The following is a 19,264-nucleotide window of genomic DNA, read 5'->3' as shown; positions in this document are numbered from 1 at the left end:
ATGAACTTCTTAGCATACTTCGCGAATCGTCAGTTCTTGGCTCGTATCATCACGGTCATGGTGTTGCTAACGGGCGCTATGTCGTTAATGCAACTCAACTTGCAAGAGTACCCAGATGTTGCGATGGACACGGCGGAAATCGAAACCAGTTATCCCGGCGCAACAGCTCAAGACATTGAACTGAACATCACCAACCCGATAGAGAAAGAACTTCGTTCCGTCGATGGCATTGCCTATTTTTCGTCAGAATCCTCAGAAGGGCGATCTCGTATCGAGGTTGAGTATTTGCCCGGTGAAGACGCCGCGGTGATCTTACGGGATATACAGCAAGCGGTAGACCGAGTCGGGAACCTGCCGAAAGATATAGATTCGCCGCCGGTTGTGACTCAGCAGAAAACCTCTTCTTTGGATGTGTATCACTTTGGCGTGAGCCTAGCGGGTAGCAACTCAGATTCAGCGTCTTTGCAGCACTATGCTTATCAATTAGAAAAGAAGATCAATAACCTTGGTGGCGTCGGTTCTATTACGATGTCCGGCTTTAACGAACGCGAGTTTTGGGTTGAGGTCGACCCTGAAAAAGCGCGCCGTTATCAAGTTGCCTTTGATGATATCAGCACCGCGATCGAGCAGCATAACCTGTCACAGTCAGGCGGATTTGTAGAGTCATGGAGCCAAGAACAGAAGATCGTCACCATGACCAAAGTAGAGTCGACGGGGGATGTGTCTAACATCGTGATTAAGGCATTAGATTCCGGCCAAGTTGTCCGTGTGTCTGATGTGGCGACCGTTATCGATACTTTTGCACGAGCAACCGAAGATCCGGTGATGAGCGGGAAACCTGCGGTGATTTTCTCTATCACCAACAGTGGCAGCGCAGATGTGATTGCGACCATCGACAGCATTAAGGCTTTATTGGACAAAGAGAGCGAGCGCATTGGCGACCAATTCATCTTCCAAACGAGTCTGGATCTCGGCAAAGACATGGGCGAGAAGTTCTCTATCGTGGCAACCAATGGCGCGATAGGTTTGGTGTTGGTGCTGCTTATCTTGAGCATGATCCTGCAACGTCGTGTCGCTTTCTGGGTATCGGTTTCTATCCCGTTTTGTGTGTTCGGTGTGATGATGGTTCTGCCAATCATGGGGCTGAATTTAGACAGCATCACATTGGCAGCATTGCTTTTGGTTATCGGTATTATCGTCGACGATTCAGTGATCATCGCCGAAAGTATTTTCCAAGAAAAGGAAGCAGGTAAAAAGGGTGTCGATGCTGCGGTGTCAGGGACTTTAAAAGTAATCAAGCCCTTGATGGCAAGCTTAGTGACCACTGCTTTGGTGTTTATCCCGATGATGTTCATTCCGGGCACTATGGGTAAAGCCGTCTCAGTGATCCCGATTACCGTTATCGCAGCGCTCGTGTTCTCATTCATTGAATGTACGTTAACGTTGCCTGCGCACTTGTCTTCGGCGAAAGAGACCACCAAAAAAGTCGAAGAAAATGATCGTTTTGAATGGGTTTCGAACCGTTATCGCTCACTGCTCAATATTGCATTGAACTACAAGAAATCAGTGATCGCAGTGGCTATTGTTGGGTTCGTCGCTTCTAGCTATTTAGTCTCTTCGTTGAAAGTGGATATCTTCCCTACTGAGGCGGGAAAATACATCGATGTGTACACCGAAGTGAAAGCGGGTACGCCATTATTAAAGGTGCGAGATGCTCATCAGGCTATCGAGCAAGCAATCGAATCTCTGCCAGAAACGGAACTGGTCAGCTACGAATTGGTTTACTCATCACCGGTATCGCAGGGCATTATTAACCTGACAAACTTTGACCAGCGCACCCGTTCAGCCGAACAGATTATCGCGGCACTTAACGAAGAGTTGGCAGCTCTGTCTGAAGACATGTTTATCAAGTTCTCAATTGACGCGGGCGGCCCACCTCCGGGTGACCCGGTTGAAGTTCGTGTGCTCGGTGGAACGGAGAGTGAACGTAATCAAACCATTGAACTAGTGATGGCTTGGCTAGAAGACTATAAAGGCGTGACCAGCATTAATCACAGTGAGGCACTGAAAGATCCTCAGTTGAACATTGTTCCTCAATATCACTGGTTGGCGAAATACAACCTCACGGTGAGTGATCTATCGAACGCACTGCGTGTTGGCTTTGATGGTAATAGCGTGACATCCACTTGGCTTGGCGATCAAGAAGTCGATATTCGTGTGGTATTAGATGAGCAATTTCGCGATCTCGAAAAGCTGAAAACCACTAAAATCTACACTGCTGACGGGCAGCAAGTACCATTGAGTCGCTTGGCTATGGTTGAGCAGATAGAAATTCCGCGTCTTATTAAGCACTACAATGGCGAGCGTGAAGTTACGGTATCTGCGGCATTGTCTGACGAGAGCATTAGCCCTGTCGCATTAGCCGATGAGCTAGTCACAGAGCTTACAGGTCAATACCCATCAAGCGTGACAATTAACGTAGGCGGCGAGGCGGAAAGCACTAACGAAACCATGAGTGGCTTTATGGTGGTGTTCCCTGCAGCTATGGTGGCGATCTACTTCGTGTTAGCAGTGATGTTCAATTCATTGTTGCAACCCCTGCTCATTATGGCGGTTATCCCATTTGCGATCATGGCTTCGTTGATGGCGCTCGTGGTTCACATGCAGCCGATGTCTCTGTTTGGATTGATTGGTGTACTTGGGATGACGGGCGTTGTGGTCAATAACTCCTTGGTGCTGATTAACCGAATCAACGAGTTAAGAATCGAAGGTTTGAGCGCTATTGATGCCGTAACTCAAGCGGCGGTGAGTCGTCTGCGCCCGATTGTTATGACATCGCTGACCACAGTGGCAGGTTTGTTACCTCTCGCCTACGGGTTAGGTGGAACTGATGTGTTTATGGGGCCAATGTCGCTCACGTTGGGCTATGGTCTGTTGTTCTCATTACCCGTGGTACTGTTGGTGATTCCGGCCATGTATGCGTTGTTTTTTTCAAGAAAGCCTAATAATTCATAATCATATTAAATGGGCTAGAAATGAGTGGTTGAAACCTGAATAGAAATACAAGTAAAAACTCCGATGTACATCGGAGTTTTTACTTAGAGCGAAGGTCTAGCTGTTATAATTTGAAGCGTTCTAGGATTTGTTGTTGTTTATCGATCTCGCTCAATTGCGTATCCATACCACTGCTCATCTCCACAGCTTGTTCTGCTACTTGTTGGCTCAATTGACTGATTTGTTGTGTATTGCGATTTATCTCAATAGATACAGAGCTTTGCTCTTCTGCTGCTGCCGCTATTTGATCGTTAAAACCAGAAATGTGGGTGATGTTTGCTTGTACAGAACTGAGTGCTTCAGTGGCTTTTTTAGCACAAGAAATAGCATCTCTTGCACTTGCTTCACTGACGGTTATAGCTTGTGCCATTGAGCTCGTTCCGTTCTTTAACTGGTTTATTTTGGAATGTATCTCTGTTGTTGATTCTTGTGTTTTCAAGGAGAGTAAGCGTACATGGTCAGCAACTACCGCAAAACCTCGACCAGCTTGTCCCGCTCGTGCTGATTCAATCGTTGCGTTCAAAGCCAATAAATTGGTTTGATTAGCTATCTCACTTATGACATCCAAAATACTAGTAATGCTATTCGTAGCTTCGGTTAGGTTGTCGGATTGAGTGGAGGCATGTTTAATACTGAGCGATAGGCTTTTGATCGTTTGTTCGGTTTGCTGAACAACATCGACACTCTCAATGACATTTTTTTCAGCAAAGTTGGCACTTTCTGCCGCATCTTGGGCACTTTGAGCTGTATCGCGAGCAGAAGCCGACATCTGCTCCATGGCGGTCACTAAACTCCTTAACTCTGACATCTGATGATTCACATTGAATCCTGTCTCTTGTGTTGTCTTTTGAGTTTTATCTGCTTGGTTTTTCAAGGTTGATGCCACTCTTTTTGACTCCAACATTTGAACCTGCAAGTTTTCAACGAATTGGTTAAAGTTCCCTGCCAATTCAGCAAACTCGAGGTCATTGTCTGTTTTTAAGCGATGAGTTAGGTCCGCTTCACCAGAAGCAATGTTCTTGATTGCTGAATTTAATTCTTTTACCGGTCGGAATAGGTAATCAATCACCCAGTACAAGAGAATGGCAATAATAATGATCGAAATTGAAGCCATCAATATTAGGTGGGAGGTTAGGTCATTTAGGCTAGAGAAAACACGTTCCTCATTTACGAGCGCACCAATATACCAATCTTCTCCTCTCACTTTTTGTAAGCTGATCAGATGCAGTGCGTCATTAATTATAACTTCCTTTACACCCGTTTCGAGTTTTACATCTGGAGCAAAATCGGTCAAAGGCTGACCATTGTAATCACTGTTAGGGTGAGCAATCGTTGTGCCGTCACCTGTCACCATGAAAAGGTAACCAGAGTCGAATAGGTTGGTTTGATTGACTAGTTGTGCAAGGGGGGTTAATGACACATCAAATACTACATTTCCCAAAAATTGCTCATTGGTATCATTGATTGATGAAGAAACAGAAATGATCATATCGCCGGTAGATGAGTCAACATAAGGTTTGGTTACTACTATGCCATCTGATTGGCTTGCTGCGATGTACCAAGGGCGAGAACGTACATCATAACTTTGGTCAGGAACCCAGCCGTCATTTGAGATGAGAAGACCATTATTCTCGTATCCGATACCAACCGCTTGAAAGCTACTCTTCAACGTCGAGGTCGATATTGCTTCGTACGCAAGGTCGTGATTAGTAGCATCAATCATATTCAATGAATGGACTACTGAACCCACTAACTCACGGCTAGCGTTGAGTTGGTATGAAACTGTATAGCCGACGCTTTTGATTAGTTCTTGGACACTAAGATGTATATTTTCTTTAAAAGTATTGCTGGTGGCTTGTTGTTGAATGAAGCCGATACAAGTAATAACTGACAAGAACAGAAGACTGCTCGTTAGTATGATTTTAGATTGGAATTTCATCGAAAAAATGCTGTATAAAAAGGTTGTTTTCAATGTTACAGGTCAGATGAGGGTATTTCTGTAATAAGCAATATAACCTTACATTAATTGATTGTGGCCCTTCTTTCAGGATGAAAAGATTAATTTAAATATAAGTTTATACTTTGTAGGTGATGGGTTATCGGTATGTGGTTTATAAGAAACTCAAACGTTTATTTTTTAATGTTTGAAAGGATCAAGGAGCCAAAGGACGTAATCTGTTCGAAATTTTACCTATGTTTATAGTCGGTGGTTGGATTGAATACTTGTATTGAATTTCACCAAGTCAAATGATCTAGAAGCCGCTGTGTGATGTTCGTTTTGTATTTTTGTGACTTGTTGTGCAATAACTCATTTATATTGGATTTGGCTCGATTAGGTATGCCATTTTATTTAAAGATGAGGGTATAGTGTCGCAAAAATTAGCGGCACTTACGGTTCTTAAAAGTGAATAACTCAGAACACCAAAGTGAAGCTTCTAACAAAATTACACGCACAACATATAGGTTTAGCAATGACGCTTAAAAGCTTGGCATGCACCATCAGCGCAGTTCTACTGGCAGGTTGCGGTTCGACGGTCGCGACTCAAACATACAACGCCGATCTGATCATCAAAAATGGACAGGTTCTGACGATCAATTCTGAAATGGATGTGATTGAAGACGGTGTTGTCGTCGTGAAAAACGATAAGATCATCGCTGTTGGTAACGAGGATTTGATTACTCAATATCGCGCTGAAAAGGTGATTGATGCTCAAGACGGAATTGTTATGCCGGGCATGGTCAATGCTCACAACCATCTACCTATGATTGCGTTTCGTGGCTTAGGCGAAGAGGGAATTTCGAATCGCCTGTTTGCGTACTTCTTCCCGCTAGAAGCCGAAAAGCTTAGCCGTGAACTGATTTACAACGCGACTAAGCTAGGCAGCATCGAATTAGCGCAAAGTGGTGTGACAACTTACGCCGACATGTATTACCACATGGATGAAATGGCAAAGGCGACAAAAGAAGTCGGCCTGCGCGCCGTGTTAGGTGAAACCGTGATTAAGTTTCCAGTGGTTGATGCCAAAGAACCTTACGGCGGGATTCAATATGCCAAGGGCTTTATTGAGCAATACAAAAACGATGAGCTAATCACACCCGCTTATGCGCCACACGCGGTGTACACCGTGAGTAAAGATAAGCTTCAAGAAATCAATAAACTGTCTGCTCAATACGATGTGCCCGTGTTGATTCACGTTGCCGAGTTCCCGAATGAAGAAAAGCGCATCAAAGACGAAACCAAAGCGACATCACCTGTCGAATACATGGACGAAATTGGCGTGCTCGATGAGCGTGTCGTGATTGCGCACGGTATCCACCTTTCAGAAAACGACCAAAAGCTACTGAAACAAGCCGATGCTGGCATCTCATATAACCCAATGGCTAATGCCAAGGGCGCAACGGGTATCGCACCTGCGTGGGAGATGTACCGTGCTGATATGCGTATTGGTTTGGGAACAGACGGCCCGATGAGCTCGAACCAAGTCGATATCATGCGCACATTAAGCTACGCGGCAAACATGCAACGCTTAAAGCATTCTGACCGCACCATCATGATTCCTGAACAGGTGATTGAGATGGCAACATTAGGTGGCGCGAAAGCCCTGCACATGGAAGACCAAATCGGTTCTCTTGAAGCGGGTAAAAAAGCAGACATAGTTATTGTAGAAACACAATCTGCGAACATGATGCCAAGCTACGACCCATACGCGACACTGGTTTACCAAGCGAACCCAAGCAATATCGACACGACTATTGTTAACGGCCAAATCGTAATGGAAAACCGCGTGATGCAAACCGTTCAACTGGATGACATCCGCCAAAGCGTCGATGAGTTTGAAACCGATATCAAAGCGTTTGCCAAAGAGCTTTCTAAGAAGGCGATTAAGTCGAAGAGCTTGATGGATTAAGAGCCAACCTGATTCCAATATTCGAACAGAATGAAGAAGGCCGACATCACGTCGGCCTTTTGTGTTTTCCAGTTCAGATAGAGCATATCTAGTTATTCATCGCCAACTTACCTAGCTTCATTGCAGCAGCGTGGTGACGGTGCATTAACTGCTCCATGTCTACGCCAATCACGGCGCCATCGTTAACTCGCCATTTTCCGGCAACCATCACTTTATCCGCTTGTTGAGCGCCACAGAGTAGTAATGCAGCTAATGGATCGTGGCTGCCAGAGAAACGAATATCATCGAGCTTGAACATCGCGATGTCGGCTTGTTTGCCTACCTCTAATGTACCAATGTCGGTTCTGCCCATTGCAGCAGCAGAGCCTGATGTTGCCCAGCGCAGTGCGTCGAAGTGAGATACGTTTGCTGAGCCATATTGCAGGCGCTGTAAGTACATCGCCATGCGGACTTCGGCAATCATATTCGAGCCGTCGTTTGAAGCTGAACCGTCGACACCCAGTCCGACTTTTACGCCAGCGGCTTCTAGATCGTTGTTCTTACAAATACCGGAAGCCAACATCATGTTGGAAGTTGGGCAGTGGCTAATACCAATGCCCGCTTTGCCCAACCGTTTGATTTCTTCTGGGTTGAAGTGAATACCATGAGCGAGCCAAGTGCGTTCGTTGAGCCAGCCGACATCTTCCAGATAATCGACAGGGCGCAGGCCAAACTTCTCAATACAGAAATCCTCTTCATCCAAGGTTTCGCATAGGTGCGTGTGCATCATCACGTTCTCACGCTCACTGATCTTGGCGGTCTCTTTCATCAGGTCTGTAGTGACCGAGAACGGCGAACAAGGCGCGAGTGCGATTTGAATCATCGCCCCTTCATCACGTTGGTGGTAATCACGAATCAAGCGCTGGCTGTCATCAATGATGGTTTGTTCGGTTTGAATGGTGTGTCTTGGAGGTAGCCCACCTTCATCTTCCCCTAGGCTCATAGAACCGCGAGTAAATATGGCTCTAACGCCAAGCTTCTCTGCCGCTTCGACTTGTAAATCAATAGCGTGCTCAAGCCCATTAGGTAGCAAGTAATGGTGATCGGAAGCGGTAGTACAGCCCGACATCATTAACTCGACCAATGCTAGCTCTGTAGCGAGGCTCATCATTTCAGAATCGAGGTTCGCCCAAACCGGGTAGAGACTTTGTAGCCAATGGAAGAGTTCTTTATTGAGTGCGCCGGGGGAGGCACGCGTTAGGGTTTGGTAGAAGTGGTGGTGCGCATTGATAAGCCCAGGAGTCACAACATGACGAGAGGCGTCGACGCTGTAATCTACGGGTAAGGTTGGCTCTTTGTGTTTGCCGACCAGCTCAATGATTTTATTACCTTTAATGACGATTCCGCCTTCTGCATCAGCGTGTGAGCCAGTGTAGATTGCGAGAGGATTCTTAATCCAGATGGTTTCCATTCATAGTAGTCCTTAGCCATCTCAGCCTTTTCAGGGAAGAGGGTCTTTATTTGGTATTTGTTGTTGAAAGATAAATTCGAATCAAGGGCGATGAAATATTCAGTGTTCTCATTACGCCCGTGATTCTACGGAAATCGGTTTTACGCTCGTTAGCGATTTATCTAGTTCGTTTTTGGCTCAGGATTATCTGATGCCGTTTGAACGTCAGTTTCTGTTGTTGCTTGTTGAATCTCTAGCTGCTCGTCTGAGTATAGTTCTTCGTCAGCCTGTTCTTTCATTTCTAGTTCAACTTGCGCTTGGCTTTCGGCTAATGCTTCTTGCTCTTCTGCACGTGAAGATTTAGGCAACACAAGGTTAAGAACAACCGTCATGATGGTGCCAGTGGTAATGCCAGAGTGCAGGAAATTGGCCAAATCATGTGGCAAGTGTTGCAGCAATCTTGGTTCGAAGGTGACGGCCAAGCCAGAAGCCAACCCTACACAGATTACCAAGGCATTTCGCTTGGTGTCTGCGGCTTTGATCAACATGCGGATACCCGCGTAGGCAATCATACCGAACATCACAAAACCCACGCCGCCTAAAACGGGTTTAGGGATCGTGACGGCAATAGCGGCTAATTTCGGGAATAAACCGCCTAAAATTAACAAACCACCGGTTGCAGCTACTACATAGCGACTTGCCACACCTGTGATACCTACAATACCGACGTTTTGGCTGAATGACGCTAATGGCATCGCAGTGAGAATAGAAGAGAGTGTGCTACCAAGGCCATCGCCTAGTAATCCACGTTTTAGATCTTTACCACTGACTTGGGTTTGGCAGTTGTTGCCCAGTGCCATGAAGTCACCGGTTGCTTCAGCGATAACCACGATGTACACCAAGCTCATACTGATGATGGCACTGGCAGAAAACGTAAAGCCATACTTGAATGGTTCAGGACCACCGACCCAAGCAGCAGAGCTGATTTGCTCAAGGTCGACCATACCGAGTGACAGCGCCACAATGTAACCGCCTGCTAGGCCAATCACGATAGCGGATGCCGCAACCGCGCCTTTACAGTAAACCGATACGCCAATCACGATCCCCAAAGAGACCAGTGCGAGAAACAGTTTAGGTAGCGTGGCGAATTGTTCCGTGTTGGCAGGAGAGTCGCCAACCCAGTTCATGGCAACCGGTAAAATGGTTAAGCCGATTAGGGTAACCACAACACCACTTACCACGGTCGGGAACAGCTTGCGAACCTTGTCCATATAGAAGCTGGCACCAATTACCACGAATGAACCGATAAGCGCCGAACCCATGATAGCGGCGACACCGCCTTCGTTACCGATGGAAATAGCCACACCTAAAAAGGCAAAGCTTGAGCCCATTACAACAGGCAGTCGAATACCAACAGGGCCAAAGCCAAGACACTGCGCGACAGTCACAATACCAGACGCTAATAGCGCCGCATTGATCAGTGAGACGATCTCTGTGTTAGGTAAGCCGATAGAGGCGCCGACAATAAGAGGGACAGCGACGATGCCACCAATCGAGGCGAGCATGTGTTGTAAAGCGAGTAGAAGGGTTAGCCCATGAGGCGGTCTTTCATTAAGGGTGTACAGAAGTTTCATTTGATATTCCTCTGCCTGCGTTTCCGTTTACAGGCGATTGGCGGTCAAATAATGACTTCTACAAACTGCGTAGGGTCATAAAAAAGGTGCACTGACTCGGTAGGGTTTCTGCTCTCTCGTCATCAATGCAATTAGCTTTCTTAAAAATCATGTTGTTGCTTGGCTTGCGAACCAGCCAAGCAACGTTGTGAGCAATCAAGAAATGACTGCTCAGGAGCTATAGGGTTAACCGATGAACACTAGCTTGGCGATGAAAATAGCCGCTAGGAAGTACATTGAGATAGACACATCTTTGGTTTTACCTGTCGCCAGCTTAAGCACGGTGTAGGTAATGAAACCCAGTGCGATACCATTCGCGATAGAGAAGGTCAGTGGCATCATCAGTGCAGTGATTGCAGCGGGAGCACCGTTGGTAAAGTCTTTCCAATCGACGTGCTGCATACTGCTCATCATCACGAATGCGACGTAAATAAGAGCACCAGATGTTGCGTAAGCGGGGATCATACCGGCTAACGGTGATAGGAAAATTGCCGCTAAGAACAATACACCAACCACTATTGCAGAAAGACCTGTTCGTGCGCCTGCAGCAACACCGGCTGCACTTTCGACATAACTGGTTACTGGCGGACAACCCACACACGCACCTGCCACACTTGAAATACTGTCGGCTTTCAGTGCTTTGCTCAGGCCTTCAATCTTACCCGTTTCAGGATTGGTCAGATTTGCACGCTCAGCCACGCCCATTAATGTACCCGCGGTATCGAACATGTTTACAAAAAGGAAAGCCAAGATAACGCTGATCATCGATACGTTCAGTGCGCCTGCGATATCCATTGCCATAAAGGTAGGAGCTAAGCTTGGTGGAGCAGCGAAGAAGCCATCGTAGTGAACTAGGCCAAGCATCATTCCGACTAGCGTTACACTCAAAATACCGATAAGTACCGCACCAAACACTTTACGCTCACTCAGAACCGCAATGATCAAGAATGCAATCGCAGCAAGCAGCGCCTCTGGTTTGGTGAAGTCACCCAGTGAAACCAAAGTTGCTGGATTTTCGACGACGATACCCGCTGTTTTTAAGCCAATTAGACCTAAGAACAGACCAACACCTGCAGTCATGGAATAGCGCAAGCTCTCAGGAATACTCTCGATGATCCATTGGCGGACTTTGTAGAAGCTCATCCCGACAAACAAGATACCGGAGATAAACACCGCACCCAGCGCCACTTCCCAGCTGTAACCCATTTCGCTCACAACCGTAAACGAGAAGAACGCATTCAAGCCCATGCCCGGTGCAAGGCCAACAGGCCAGTTAGCAAATAAGCCCATTAACAAACAACCAATCGCGGCACCAATACAGGTAGCGACGAATACTGCGCCTGCATCCATACCCGAAGCGGCCATGATCTGTGGGTTAACGAAGATGATATAAGCCATGGTTGCGAAGGTGGTAACACCGCCGACTAACTCATTTTTTACGCTGCTTCCGTGTGCCTTAATCTTAAAGAGTTTCTCTAAAATTCCGTTGTTCGCATCTTGGTTGAGTATTTCTGTTTTACTCTCACTCATGTCTGCAAGTCCTTTTATGTTGTGATCCATTTATTGAATACAGCGAGATTTCAATATTAAGTTTTAAGGTTTTTCCTAGCTCTAACTCGTTATTGATGAGCTTTGTGTGGCTCATTTTTTAACTGTTAACGTTGTTAGTATTTTTATATGAGCGTGTTTAGTGAGTGCACACCTTTTGGGATGCACACATCACGCATGAATCTGTTAATTATTGGGTGATTGAGCCTAGATCGGGATTCTAAGCATCGGGACTAACTGCCCCGATAAGTCGAGAAACTGTATGGTGAGACTAAAAGTGGAACGTGGTAGTGCGCATCGGGATCATCCAAGCCGAAGCGAATCACCACATCGTCTAGGAAAGGCACACCATCCAATTCCACACCTTTGTTTTTGTAGTAGTCGGCTACATAGAACACCAATTGATATTTCCCCGGTCGGAAATCATTCCCAGCCAGAATCGGAGCATCGGTTCGGCCATCTGAGTTGGTGAGCACGGTCGCCAGCTTTTCTGTTGAGTCTTCGTTTACCTTATAAAGCTCTACCTTGATCTCTGCGCCAGGCAAGCCGTGTGTGGTGTCTAATACGTGTGTTGTTAATCTTCCCATAGTCCTTTAATAGCGCTTTTGGCGCTCCTCTGTTCCGTGGTTTGTTTGTCCATATCGACCTAGCAAAAGAGTGCAACTGGTCACTTTGTTACCACTAACTATGTACGAACTGTACACAATTAGTAAAGCGAATTGTTGGAAAAATGTTAACTATTGTGTCTTTTTTTCTGACCTTATAGAACCTGATTATCGTTTTTTGGTGAGGTTGTGATTTATTAAGTTATTGTTTTTAAAATATAAAAGCTTATAAATTTAACTTGAATAACAAAATCTTTACATTGAGATAAATAATTGTATACAATAAATGTACAGGGGTAAGGTTGCTCGGTTTTGAAATAACCAATAGCAGAATCATATTGATGAACCAGCTAAACAGCGGCTAAGCCAACCACTTATGTTAGGAGTACTTGGATGAATAAGGATTATTCAAGAAATTTGATCGGTTACGGAGCTAACCCTCCGAACCCTCAATGGCCAGGTAATGCGCGCGTCGCGGTTTCTTTTGTATTGAACTATGAAGAGGGCGGTGAGCGTTGTTTGTTACATGGAGACGACGAGTCTGAAGCCTTTCTCTCAGAGATCCCGTCAGCACAGCCGATCAAAGGCGAACGCCACATCAGCATGGAATCCATCTATGAATATGGCAGCCGAGCGGGTGTGTGGCGTGTTCTTCGCTTGTTCGATGAATATGAAATCCCACTGACCGTCTTTGCGGTCGCGATGGCAATTGAGCGTCACCCAGACGTAGCCAAAGCCATGGTCGAAGCGGGTCACGAAATCTGCAGTCACGGTTATCGCTGGATAGACTATCAATACATTGATGAGTCTGAAGAGCGCGACCACATGACCAAAGCGGTTGAGATCATCCAACAGGTGACCGGTCAGCGCCCACAAGGTTGGTATACCGGTCGAACGGGTCCAAATACGCGTCGTTTAGTCGCAGAAGAGGGCGGTTTTCTTTACGACTCAGATGCCTATGACGATGACCTGCCTTATTGGCATACCGAAACCGGTCATCCACAACTGGTGATCCCATACACTCTCGATGTCAACGATATGCGCTTCTCAACCGCGCAAGGTTTCAACTCGGGTGAGCAGTTCTTCCAATATCTAAAAGACACGTTTGACACCCTTTATATGGAAGGCGAAACCGCACCGAAAATGATGTCGGTTGGGTTGCATTGTCGTCTTATTGGTCGTCCCGGTCGTATTGCTGCATTAAGACGTTTCTTAGATTACGTAAAACAGCATGACAGCGTGTGGCTATGTCGTCGAATCGATATCGCGAACCACTGGCACCAACATCACCCATACAACGAACAACAAAATTAGAACGAACAGCAAGGAGGCTTAACGTGACTGAATTTCGATCTTGCCAACCAACAACCATGAACCGCGATACCTTTGTCGCGCACTTTGCTGATGTGTACGAACACAGCCCATGGGTTGCTGAAGCGGTGTATGACCAAGGTTTGAATGCCGAAGATGATCATATCGAGAATCTTCATCTGAAAATGGCATCGACCTTGTTAAATGCCGATCAAGGCAAACAGTTGGCTTTGATCAACGCTCACCCAGATTTAGCAGGCAGAGCAGCAGTAAACGGCGAACTTACTGAGTCGTCTACCAAAGAACAAGCGGGGGCGGGCATCGACCAATGCAGCGCCGAAGAATTTGAAAAATTCACTTCTTACAACAACAGCTACAAAAGTCGCTTCAATTTCCCTTTTATCATGGCGGTGAAGGGTGCCAATCGTTACCAAATTCTTGAGTCGTTCGAGATGCGATTAGGAAATGATAGTGAAACTGAGTTTGCTACGGCGATTCAAGAGATCAACAAGATCGCGATGTTTCGTCTCTGGGATATGTAAGTTAACGGGGTTAACAGCTATCTCAGCCCAGTCTTAGTGCACCAAAGGTTTGATTTGTAAAAACATAAGCCACTAAGTTCTCATTTTATTATTACTTGATTAATTTCATAGGATTACACGGACATGACCCATAAATTTGAACAGTATATAAACCTTGCAGACGAAAAACTCGGCGCAGAAGCTATCTTCGCAACCGACGATTTTTTCGCGGATAAAAGCCGTCTACTCAGCCACGCAGCACCAGAGTGGAAAGACGACTTATACGACGATAACGGCAAGTGGATGGACGGCTGGGAAAGCAGACGTAAACGCGGCGAAGGTTACGACTATTGTGTTGTTCGCCTTGGCCTAGCTGGCACCATTGCTGGCGTTGATATTGATACTTCATTCTTCACAGGTAACTTCCCACCTTCGGCATCAATTGACGCGTGTTATTCACCACAAGGTGAGCCAACTGACTCAACAGAGTGGCAAGAAATTCTGCCTTCAATGGCACTACAGGGTGATCATCATCATCTTGAAGGTATCGAAAGTGACCAAGTATTTACACACCTACGTTTGAACATCTACCCAGACGGCGGTGTCGCACGTCTACGTGTTTATGGCCGACCAAGCGTGGATTGGGACGCAATAGATTCTCAACAACAAGTCGACTTAGCAGCGGTTGAGCACGGTGGCCGAGCACTCGCATGTAGCGATGAACACTACGGCAACAAAGCCAACATCTTAGGCCCAGGCCGCGGTGAAAACATGGGTGATGGCTGGGAAACAGCTCGTCGTCGTACTCCGGGGAACGACTGGGTAATCGTGGCATTAGGCCACCCAGGCAACATTGAACGTATCGTTGTGGATACGGCACACTTCAAAGGCAATTACCCAGACAGCTGCTCAATCCAAGCGGCTTACGTGAAAGGTGGTACCGACGATCAAGTAGAAACACAAAGCCTATTCTGGCGTGAACTCTTGCCAGCACAAAAGCTGCAAGCACACGAGATTCACGAATTCATTTCTGAGGTAAACGACCTTGGTGCGATTACCCACGTACGTGCAAACATATTCCCAGATGGTGGTATTAGCCGTTTGCGTCTATTTGGTACGAAAGCGAAATAGGTAAGGAAATGAGTATGAGTAATGGAATACGTCGTTTATCTATCGAACCGTTAACCAAGCAAGCTTTTGCAGAGTTTGGCGATGTTATCGAGTCCGATAATAGTGATTTCTTCATGATCAACAGTGGATCAACACGTCGCTACCACAAGCTAGCGACAACGGATGTGCAAGACCAAGACGGAGAAGCGATCATCAGCATCTTCCAGGCCACACCGTTGAGCTACCCACTGACCATCAAAATGTTAGAGCGTCATCCACTTGGCTCTCAGGCATTCGTTCCATTACTTGGTCAACCCTATTTAATTGTTGTTGCACCAAAAGGCGATAACCCAACGTTAGCCAATAGCCGAGCTTTCTTGAGCAACGGCCGTCAAGGAGTGAACTATCACAAAGGGGTGTGGCATCACCCAGTTCTCGCGCTCACCGATCAAGACCAGTTCTTGATTGTCGATAGAGGCGGCGAAGGACACAACTGTGATGAAGTTTATTTCGAGAACGATCGAGTGGCATTGCATTTGGAAGACTTGCCAACGGAAGACAACAAGGAAGAGCAACGCTTAGCTAAGGCGTTGTGATACAGGAGTTTATTATGGATCCGCATATTACAGAGTGGTTGAATTTAGCGATTCGCTGGATTCACATGATTGTTGGTGTTGCGTGGATAGGCGCATCATTTTACTTTGTTTGGTTAGAGAACAACCTTAACCGAGTTAACCCTAAAACGGGCCTTTCAGGCGACTTATGGGCGATTCACGGTGGTGGTATATATCACCTAGAGAAGTACAAACTCGCGCCACCAGAAATGCCAGAGCACCTGCACTGGTTCAAATGGGAAGCCTACTTCACGTGGATCACCGGTGTGTGTCTACTGGGTGTGGTTTACTACCTTAACGCTGAAATTTACCTGATTGCACCGGGCTCTGGCCTTGATTCAACAACGGCAATCGCGATTGGTATTGGTTCATTCGTTGCTGGTTGGTTTATCTACGATTTACTGTGTGACTCGCCATTAGGCAAAACCCCGGTACTGCTTGGCGTTGTGCTGTTTGTGTTGCTCGTTGCTGCAACCTATGGCCTAACCCAAGTGTTCAGTGGCCGTGGTGCTTACATTCACGTGGGTGCCATTATTGGTACCATCATGGTGGGTAACGTATTCCGCGTAATCATGCCTGCACAGCGTAACTTGGTGAAAGCGATTGAAGAGAAACGCGAACCGGATCCAGCATTGCCTGCGAAAGGTCTACTGCGCTCTCGTCACAACAACTACATGACACTGCCAGTGCTGTTCATCATGATCAGTAACCACTTCCCAAGCACTTATGGTTCGGAATACAACTGGCTGATCCTTGCTGGCTTAGCGATCTTCAGTATTTTGGTGCGTCACTACTTCAATACACGTCATGGTAGTCAGAAGTTTGCATGGACAGTGCCAGTCGCGGCATTGGGTATGATCACTCTCGCGTTTGTTACTTCACCTTACGCGAAAAAACAGATGACTCCCGTTGTGCAAGCACCAGCGGTTCAAGAAGCGCAAGTGAGCGCGGCAGAATCGGCTTCAGAAGAACTTGCTGCGAGCAGTATCGCTTCTGCAACGACTGATGCTCAACAGGCTCCAGCACACGCAACGCAATCTGCGAGCGCAGGCGTTAGCTTTGAAACCATTAATAAAGTCATTCAAGAGCGCTGTTCTGTGTGTCACTCATCAACCCCTAGCCATGCTGCTTTTGCTGCTGCGCCGGGCGGTGTGATGTTTGATACGCCTGAAGAGATCAAAGCCAACGTACCAAGAATTGTTGCTCAAACCGTAACAACCAAGGTGATGCCGCTCGGCAACATGACTCAAATGACTGATGAAGAACGCGCACTCATCGGCACTTGGGTAGAGCAAGGTGCGACGCTTCAATAACCGTACTTTTCAATAACAGTACTCAGCATCCTTTACCTAAGAGCATGAGTCTTAGGTGAGGCTTGGGGAGAGTTTGGTTTACGGGCACGCGCCAAACTCATCCCACCCTGTTTCCCCGGTTCCTATAACCGGGGCTTTTTGTTTTTGGACAATCGGGTATAGGAAAGGCGAGTTAAGCGGATTTGCGAGATTGAATATTACAAACGGCATAGCCAATACAGTGATAAATACAGTCGAGCACTTCTTGCTCCTCACCTTGGATTTTGGCTTGCAGCCCTTTGATGCCTTTCTCAGTTGGCATAATAGGGCCGAATGCGACAATGGCCGCTACAAAACTAGGTTCGTTATCAATGGCTTTCTGCCATGTTTTAGAAAAGGCCGCAGTTGACTCGTAGCTTAAGTGCTCATTGATGATCTTCGCAAAAAGAGGCTCAAGCTCTTTGGCAATACCAGCTTTCCTATCGAAGTGAGCATTAATCCCTGACTTAGACACTCCGGCTTTCTTAGCAATATAAGCAAAGGTTGCCTTGTCGAAGCCTTCATTTAATGCGATATCAAATGCAGCATCGATGATCTTTTGGCGTGTAATAATCGCTTGTGCAGCGCTTGCTCTTCCCACTCTTGCCTCCGAACGTTGGATGATGGTTGTGTTTTATGGGCCATCGATAATAAGCAGTAACAGGCCGTAGAATAAAGGCACAAAGCTTGCGATACAATCGATCGTTAAGTCACTGAACATCAATGGCTCAAAAAGGCCTCATCGAGTTCATGCTATTGAAATTATACATTTATCATATAGAATAGAGGTTGTTAACCTTTATTTTTTAAAAGGCGTGAAATGATGACCAACCTGATACATTCCCCATTGAGCAGTCACAAACTGAATAGTGCAACGGATTACATCAACACCACGTTTTCAGCGAATAAAACTGACTTGTCAGCCAAGTTAGATAGCCAAAAGCAAATTGTTATCTCATCGTCGAATGGAACGGTATTAAAAAGGATTCAAGGGGAAGATGTGGTTAAGAAAATGAACAAAATAGATCTGTACGTATAGCGGTTTCTACTAGCGTTCAAGGTTGTAGAAAGTCCTTTTTCTAAACCAGTTTCATTGCTATTCAGTCGTGTTAAATGCGCTCAAGCCACTAGAAAGTGTAACTGACCCCAACATTCCCAATAACCGATGTTGTACTCTCAAGTATCGGACTTTTCTCGATTTCAGAGTCGAGGTTTTCATATCTAACCCCACCCGTTAAACGTAATTGTTTTGATAAGTGCATGTAACCGGTCAAACCGACAAAGTAACGTCCACTCCAGTTGGGGTTAAATTCTTCAAAGCGAGTATTGGCTGCTTCAGACGCTGAAACACCGTACAAATGCTCATTCAATTTATCGCTATTGAACGAATATCCTATCGCTGGGATCAAACCAAATGAACCCAGATTGATGTGGTAGCTGTAACGAGTTTCTGCGTAAAGGCCATTGTGAACTGAACCAATATCCGTACCCACACCCGCTCGGAGTTCTCCAACATTTGTCGTCAATACATAAGCTACGCCACCCATGAATGAAGGATCGCGATCATTCAGCTTCTTGATATCGGGATCATCGGATTCCTTCGCGTCTAAGGTGCGAGGATCGTAGGCCGCAAAGATAACAAGATTGTTCACGCTGCCTTTTGGAGCCAAGCGATAGCCAGCTTGGACACCTTCAATGAAAAAATAGCCGTTGTCGTAACTAATCAGAGGGAACGGTGTAACTTTGGTATCGCCTCCTTTGTAAACATTTGGCGAGTAACTGGCGGTTAGGCCTATGCCAACTTCAGCGTTAATTGGTGCCGATAAAGACATGGCTAAAATGAGGGTAGTGAGTGCTGCTTTTTTCATGTTTTGCTCTTGTAAGGGGTGACCCTATGTTCAAATTTAGGAACCCAACGCCAATAGAGTTGAGCGGTTATTCTAACTTTTGGTTACGAAGTAGCTTGACGATAAGTCTGACTAAACGTAGACTTCAAAAAATAAAGGGTGACACCCCTTATTTTGGGCGAGTATAACAACAGTTCGTTGGCTTTGGCTAATTAATAATTAGCGATGAAACAAAAATTACGACCAAATAAAGGGTGTTGACCTTTAAAATTAATATGAATATTAGTGTGTTACTGATGTGTTTAGAGCCGGT

General features: G+C 46.1%; 15 protein-coding genes. 8 read left to right on the top strand and 7 right to left on the bottom strand.

Features of this window, described 5'->3' with window-relative positions; genetic code table 11:
- On the top strand, positions 1 to 3,015 hold the full coding sequence (locus L1D37_RS20340) for an efflux RND transporter permease subunit (RefSeq protein WP_239848975.1): 3,015 nt from the start codon (positions 1 to 3) through the stop codon (positions 3,013 to 3,015).
- A gap of 103 nt (positions 3,016 to 3,118) precedes the next feature.
- Here L1D37_RS20340 and L1D37_RS20335 read toward each other — a convergent pair whose 3' ends face one another.
- Complete coding sequence (locus L1D37_RS20335; RefSeq protein WP_239848974.1) at positions 3,119 to 4,948, bottom strand: methyl-accepting chemotaxis protein; 1,830 nt, start codon at positions 4,946 to 4,948, stop codon at positions 3,119 to 3,121.
- 577 nt (positions 4,949 to 5,525) lie between these two features.
- Here L1D37_RS20335 and L1D37_RS20330 point away from each other — a divergent pair.
- The gene (locus L1D37_RS20330) at positions 5,526 to 6,962 is read left to right on the top strand and encodes an amidohydrolase (RefSeq protein ID WP_239848973.1); all 1,437 of its coding nucleotides are present in this window, start codon (positions 5,526 to 5,528) and stop codon (positions 6,960 to 6,962) included.
- 88 nt (positions 6,963 to 7,050) lie between these two features.
- Here L1D37_RS20330 and L1D37_RS20325 read toward each other — a convergent pair whose 3' ends face one another.
- The 4 genes from L1D37_RS20325 to uraH all read right to left on the bottom strand — a co-directional run bounded on the left by L1D37_RS20325 (position 7,051) and on the right by uraH (position 12,199).
- Positions 7,051 to 8,412, bottom strand: coding sequence for an 8-oxoguanine deaminase (locus tag L1D37_RS20325; RefSeq protein ID WP_239848972.1), 1,362 nt, complete (start codon positions 8,410 to 8,412; stop codon positions 7,051 to 7,053).
- Between the two features lie 161 nt (positions 8,413 to 8,573).
- On the bottom strand, positions 8,574 to 10,025 hold the full coding sequence (locus L1D37_RS20320) for a nucleobase:cation symporter-2 family protein (protein ID WP_239848971.1): 1,452 nt from the start codon (positions 10,023 to 10,025) through the stop codon (positions 8,574 to 8,576).
- Positions 10,026 to 10,250: 225 nt separating this feature from the next.
- Entirely contained in the window at positions 10,251 to 11,594 is a 1,344-nt protein-coding gene (locus tag L1D37_RS20315) for an NCS2 family permease (protein WP_017065002.1), read from the bottom strand.
- A gap of 251 nt (positions 11,595 to 11,845) precedes the next feature.
- Positions 11,846 to 12,199, bottom strand: a complete 354-nt coding sequence (uraH, locus tag L1D37_RS20310) for a hydroxyisourate hydrolase (protein WP_239848970.1) — start codon at positions 12,197 to 12,199, stop codon at positions 11,846 to 11,848.
- 411 nt (positions 12,200 to 12,610) lie between these two features.
- Between uraH and puuE the strand changes: the two genes are divergently transcribed.
- The 5 genes from puuE (at position 12,611) to L1D37_RS20285 (ending at position 17,086) form a co-directional block, all read left to right on the top strand.
- Positions 12,611 to 13,531, top strand: coding sequence for an allantoinase PuuE (gene puuE, locus L1D37_RS20305; protein WP_239848969.1), 921 nt, complete (start codon positions 12,611 to 12,613; stop codon positions 13,529 to 13,531).
- A gap of 23 nt (positions 13,532 to 13,554) precedes the next feature.
- Positions 13,555 to 14,070, top strand: a complete 516-nt coding sequence (gene uraD, locus L1D37_RS20300; protein WP_017061596.1) for a 2-oxo-4-hydroxy-4-carboxy-5-ureidoimidazoline decarboxylase — start codon at positions 13,555 to 13,557, stop codon at positions 14,068 to 14,070.
- A gap of 123 nt (positions 14,071 to 14,193) precedes the next feature.
- On the top strand, positions 14,194 to 15,180 hold the full coding sequence (alc, locus tag L1D37_RS20295) for an allantoicase (protein ID WP_239848968.1): 987 nt from the start codon (positions 14,194 to 14,196) through the stop codon (positions 15,178 to 15,180).
- A gap of 14 nt (positions 15,181 to 15,194) precedes the next feature.
- Entirely contained in the window at positions 15,195 to 15,755 is a 561-nt protein-coding gene (locus L1D37_RS20290; RefSeq protein ID WP_132763004.1) for an ureidoglycolate lyase, read from the top strand.
- 14 nt (positions 15,756 to 15,769) lie between these two features.
- Positions 15,770 to 17,086 (top strand): urate hydroxylase PuuD, encoded by a 1,317-nt coding sequence (locus L1D37_RS20285; RefSeq protein WP_239848967.1) that lies wholly within the window; start codon positions 15,770 to 15,772, stop codon positions 17,084 to 17,086.
- Between the two features lie 172 nt (positions 17,087 to 17,258).
- On the opposite strand, the gene L1D37_RS20280 is transcribed toward L1D37_RS20285, so the two are convergent.
- The gene (locus tag L1D37_RS20280) at positions 17,259 to 17,705 is read right to left on the bottom strand and encodes a TetR/AcrR family transcriptional regulator (protein ID WP_239848966.1); all 447 of its coding nucleotides are present in this window, start codon (positions 17,703 to 17,705) and stop codon (positions 17,259 to 17,261) included.
- A gap of 222 nt (positions 17,706 to 17,927) precedes the next feature.
- On the opposite strand from L1D37_RS20280, the gene L1D37_RS20275 reads away from it, so the two are divergent.
- Positions 17,928 to 18,143: a hypothetical protein gene (locus L1D37_RS20275; RefSeq protein ID WP_176678900.1), complete on the top strand. Its 216-nt coding sequence runs from the start codon at positions 17,928 to 17,930 to the stop codon at positions 18,141 to 18,143.
- A gap of 88 nt (positions 18,144 to 18,231) precedes the next feature.
- Here the strand turns inward: L1D37_RS20275 and L1D37_RS20270 are convergent, their stop codons facing one another.
- Positions 18,232 to 18,972 (bottom strand): MipA/OmpV family protein, encoded by a 741-nt coding sequence (locus L1D37_RS20270; RefSeq protein ID WP_239848965.1) that lies wholly within the window; start codon positions 18,970 to 18,972, stop codon positions 18,232 to 18,234.
- Positions 18,973 to 19,264: the final 292 nt, after the last annotated feature.

It is taken from the genome of Vibrio sp. Isolate33 (assembly GCF_022397895.1).
Classification (GTDB): domain Bacteria; phylum Pseudomonadota; class Gammaproteobacteria; order Enterobacterales; family Vibrionaceae; genus Vibrio; species Vibrio pomeroyi.
The sequence above is the reverse complement of the archived record's forward strand: the minus strand, read 5'-3'. Positions and strand labels throughout refer to the sequence as shown.

Bases quoted from the DNA above. Each gene is read 5' to 3' on its own strand.
- L1D37_RS20340 (WP_239848975.1), top strand. From the start codon at position 1: ATGAACTTCTTAGCATACTTCGCGAATCGTCAGTTCTTGGCTCGTATC.
- L1D37_RS20330 (WP_239848973.1), top strand. From the start codon at position 5,526: ATGACGCTTAAAAGCTTGGCATGCACCATCAGCGCAGTTCTACTGGCA.
- L1D37_RS20325 (WP_239848972.1), bottom strand. From the start codon at position 8,412: ATGGAAACCATCTGGATTAAGAATCCTCTCGCAATCTACACTGGCTCA.
- L1D37_RS20320 (WP_239848971.1), bottom strand. From the start codon at position 10,025: ATGAAACTTCTGTACACCCTTAATGAAAGACCGCCTCATGGGCTAACC.
- L1D37_RS20315 (WP_017065002.1), bottom strand. From the start codon at position 11,594: ATGAGTGAGAGTAAAACAGAAATACTCAACCAAGATGCGAACAACGGA.
- uraH (WP_239848970.1), bottom strand. From the start codon at position 12,199: ATGGGAAGATTAACAACACACGTATTAGACACCACACACGGCTTGCCT.
- puuE (WP_239848969.1), top strand. From the start codon at position 12,611: ATGAATAAGGATTATTCAAGAAATTTGATCGGTTACGGAGCTAACCCT.
- alc (WP_239848968.1), top strand. From the start codon at position 14,194: ATGACCCATAAATTTGAACAGTATATAAACCTTGCAGACGAAAAACTC.
- L1D37_RS20290 (WP_132763004.1), top strand. From the start codon at position 15,195: ATGAGTAATGGAATACGTCGTTTATCTATCGAACCGTTAACCAAGCAA.
- L1D37_RS20285 (WP_239848967.1), top strand. From the start codon at position 15,770: ATGGATCCGCATATTACAGAGTGGTTGAATTTAGCGATTCGCTGGATT.
- L1D37_RS20275 (WP_176678900.1), top strand. From the start codon at position 17,928: ATGACCAACCTGATACATTCCCCATTGAGCAGTCACAAACTGAATAGT.
- L1D37_RS20270 (WP_239848965.1), bottom strand. From the start codon at position 18,972: ATGAAAAAAGCAGCACTCACTACCCTCATTTTAGCCATGTCTTTATCG.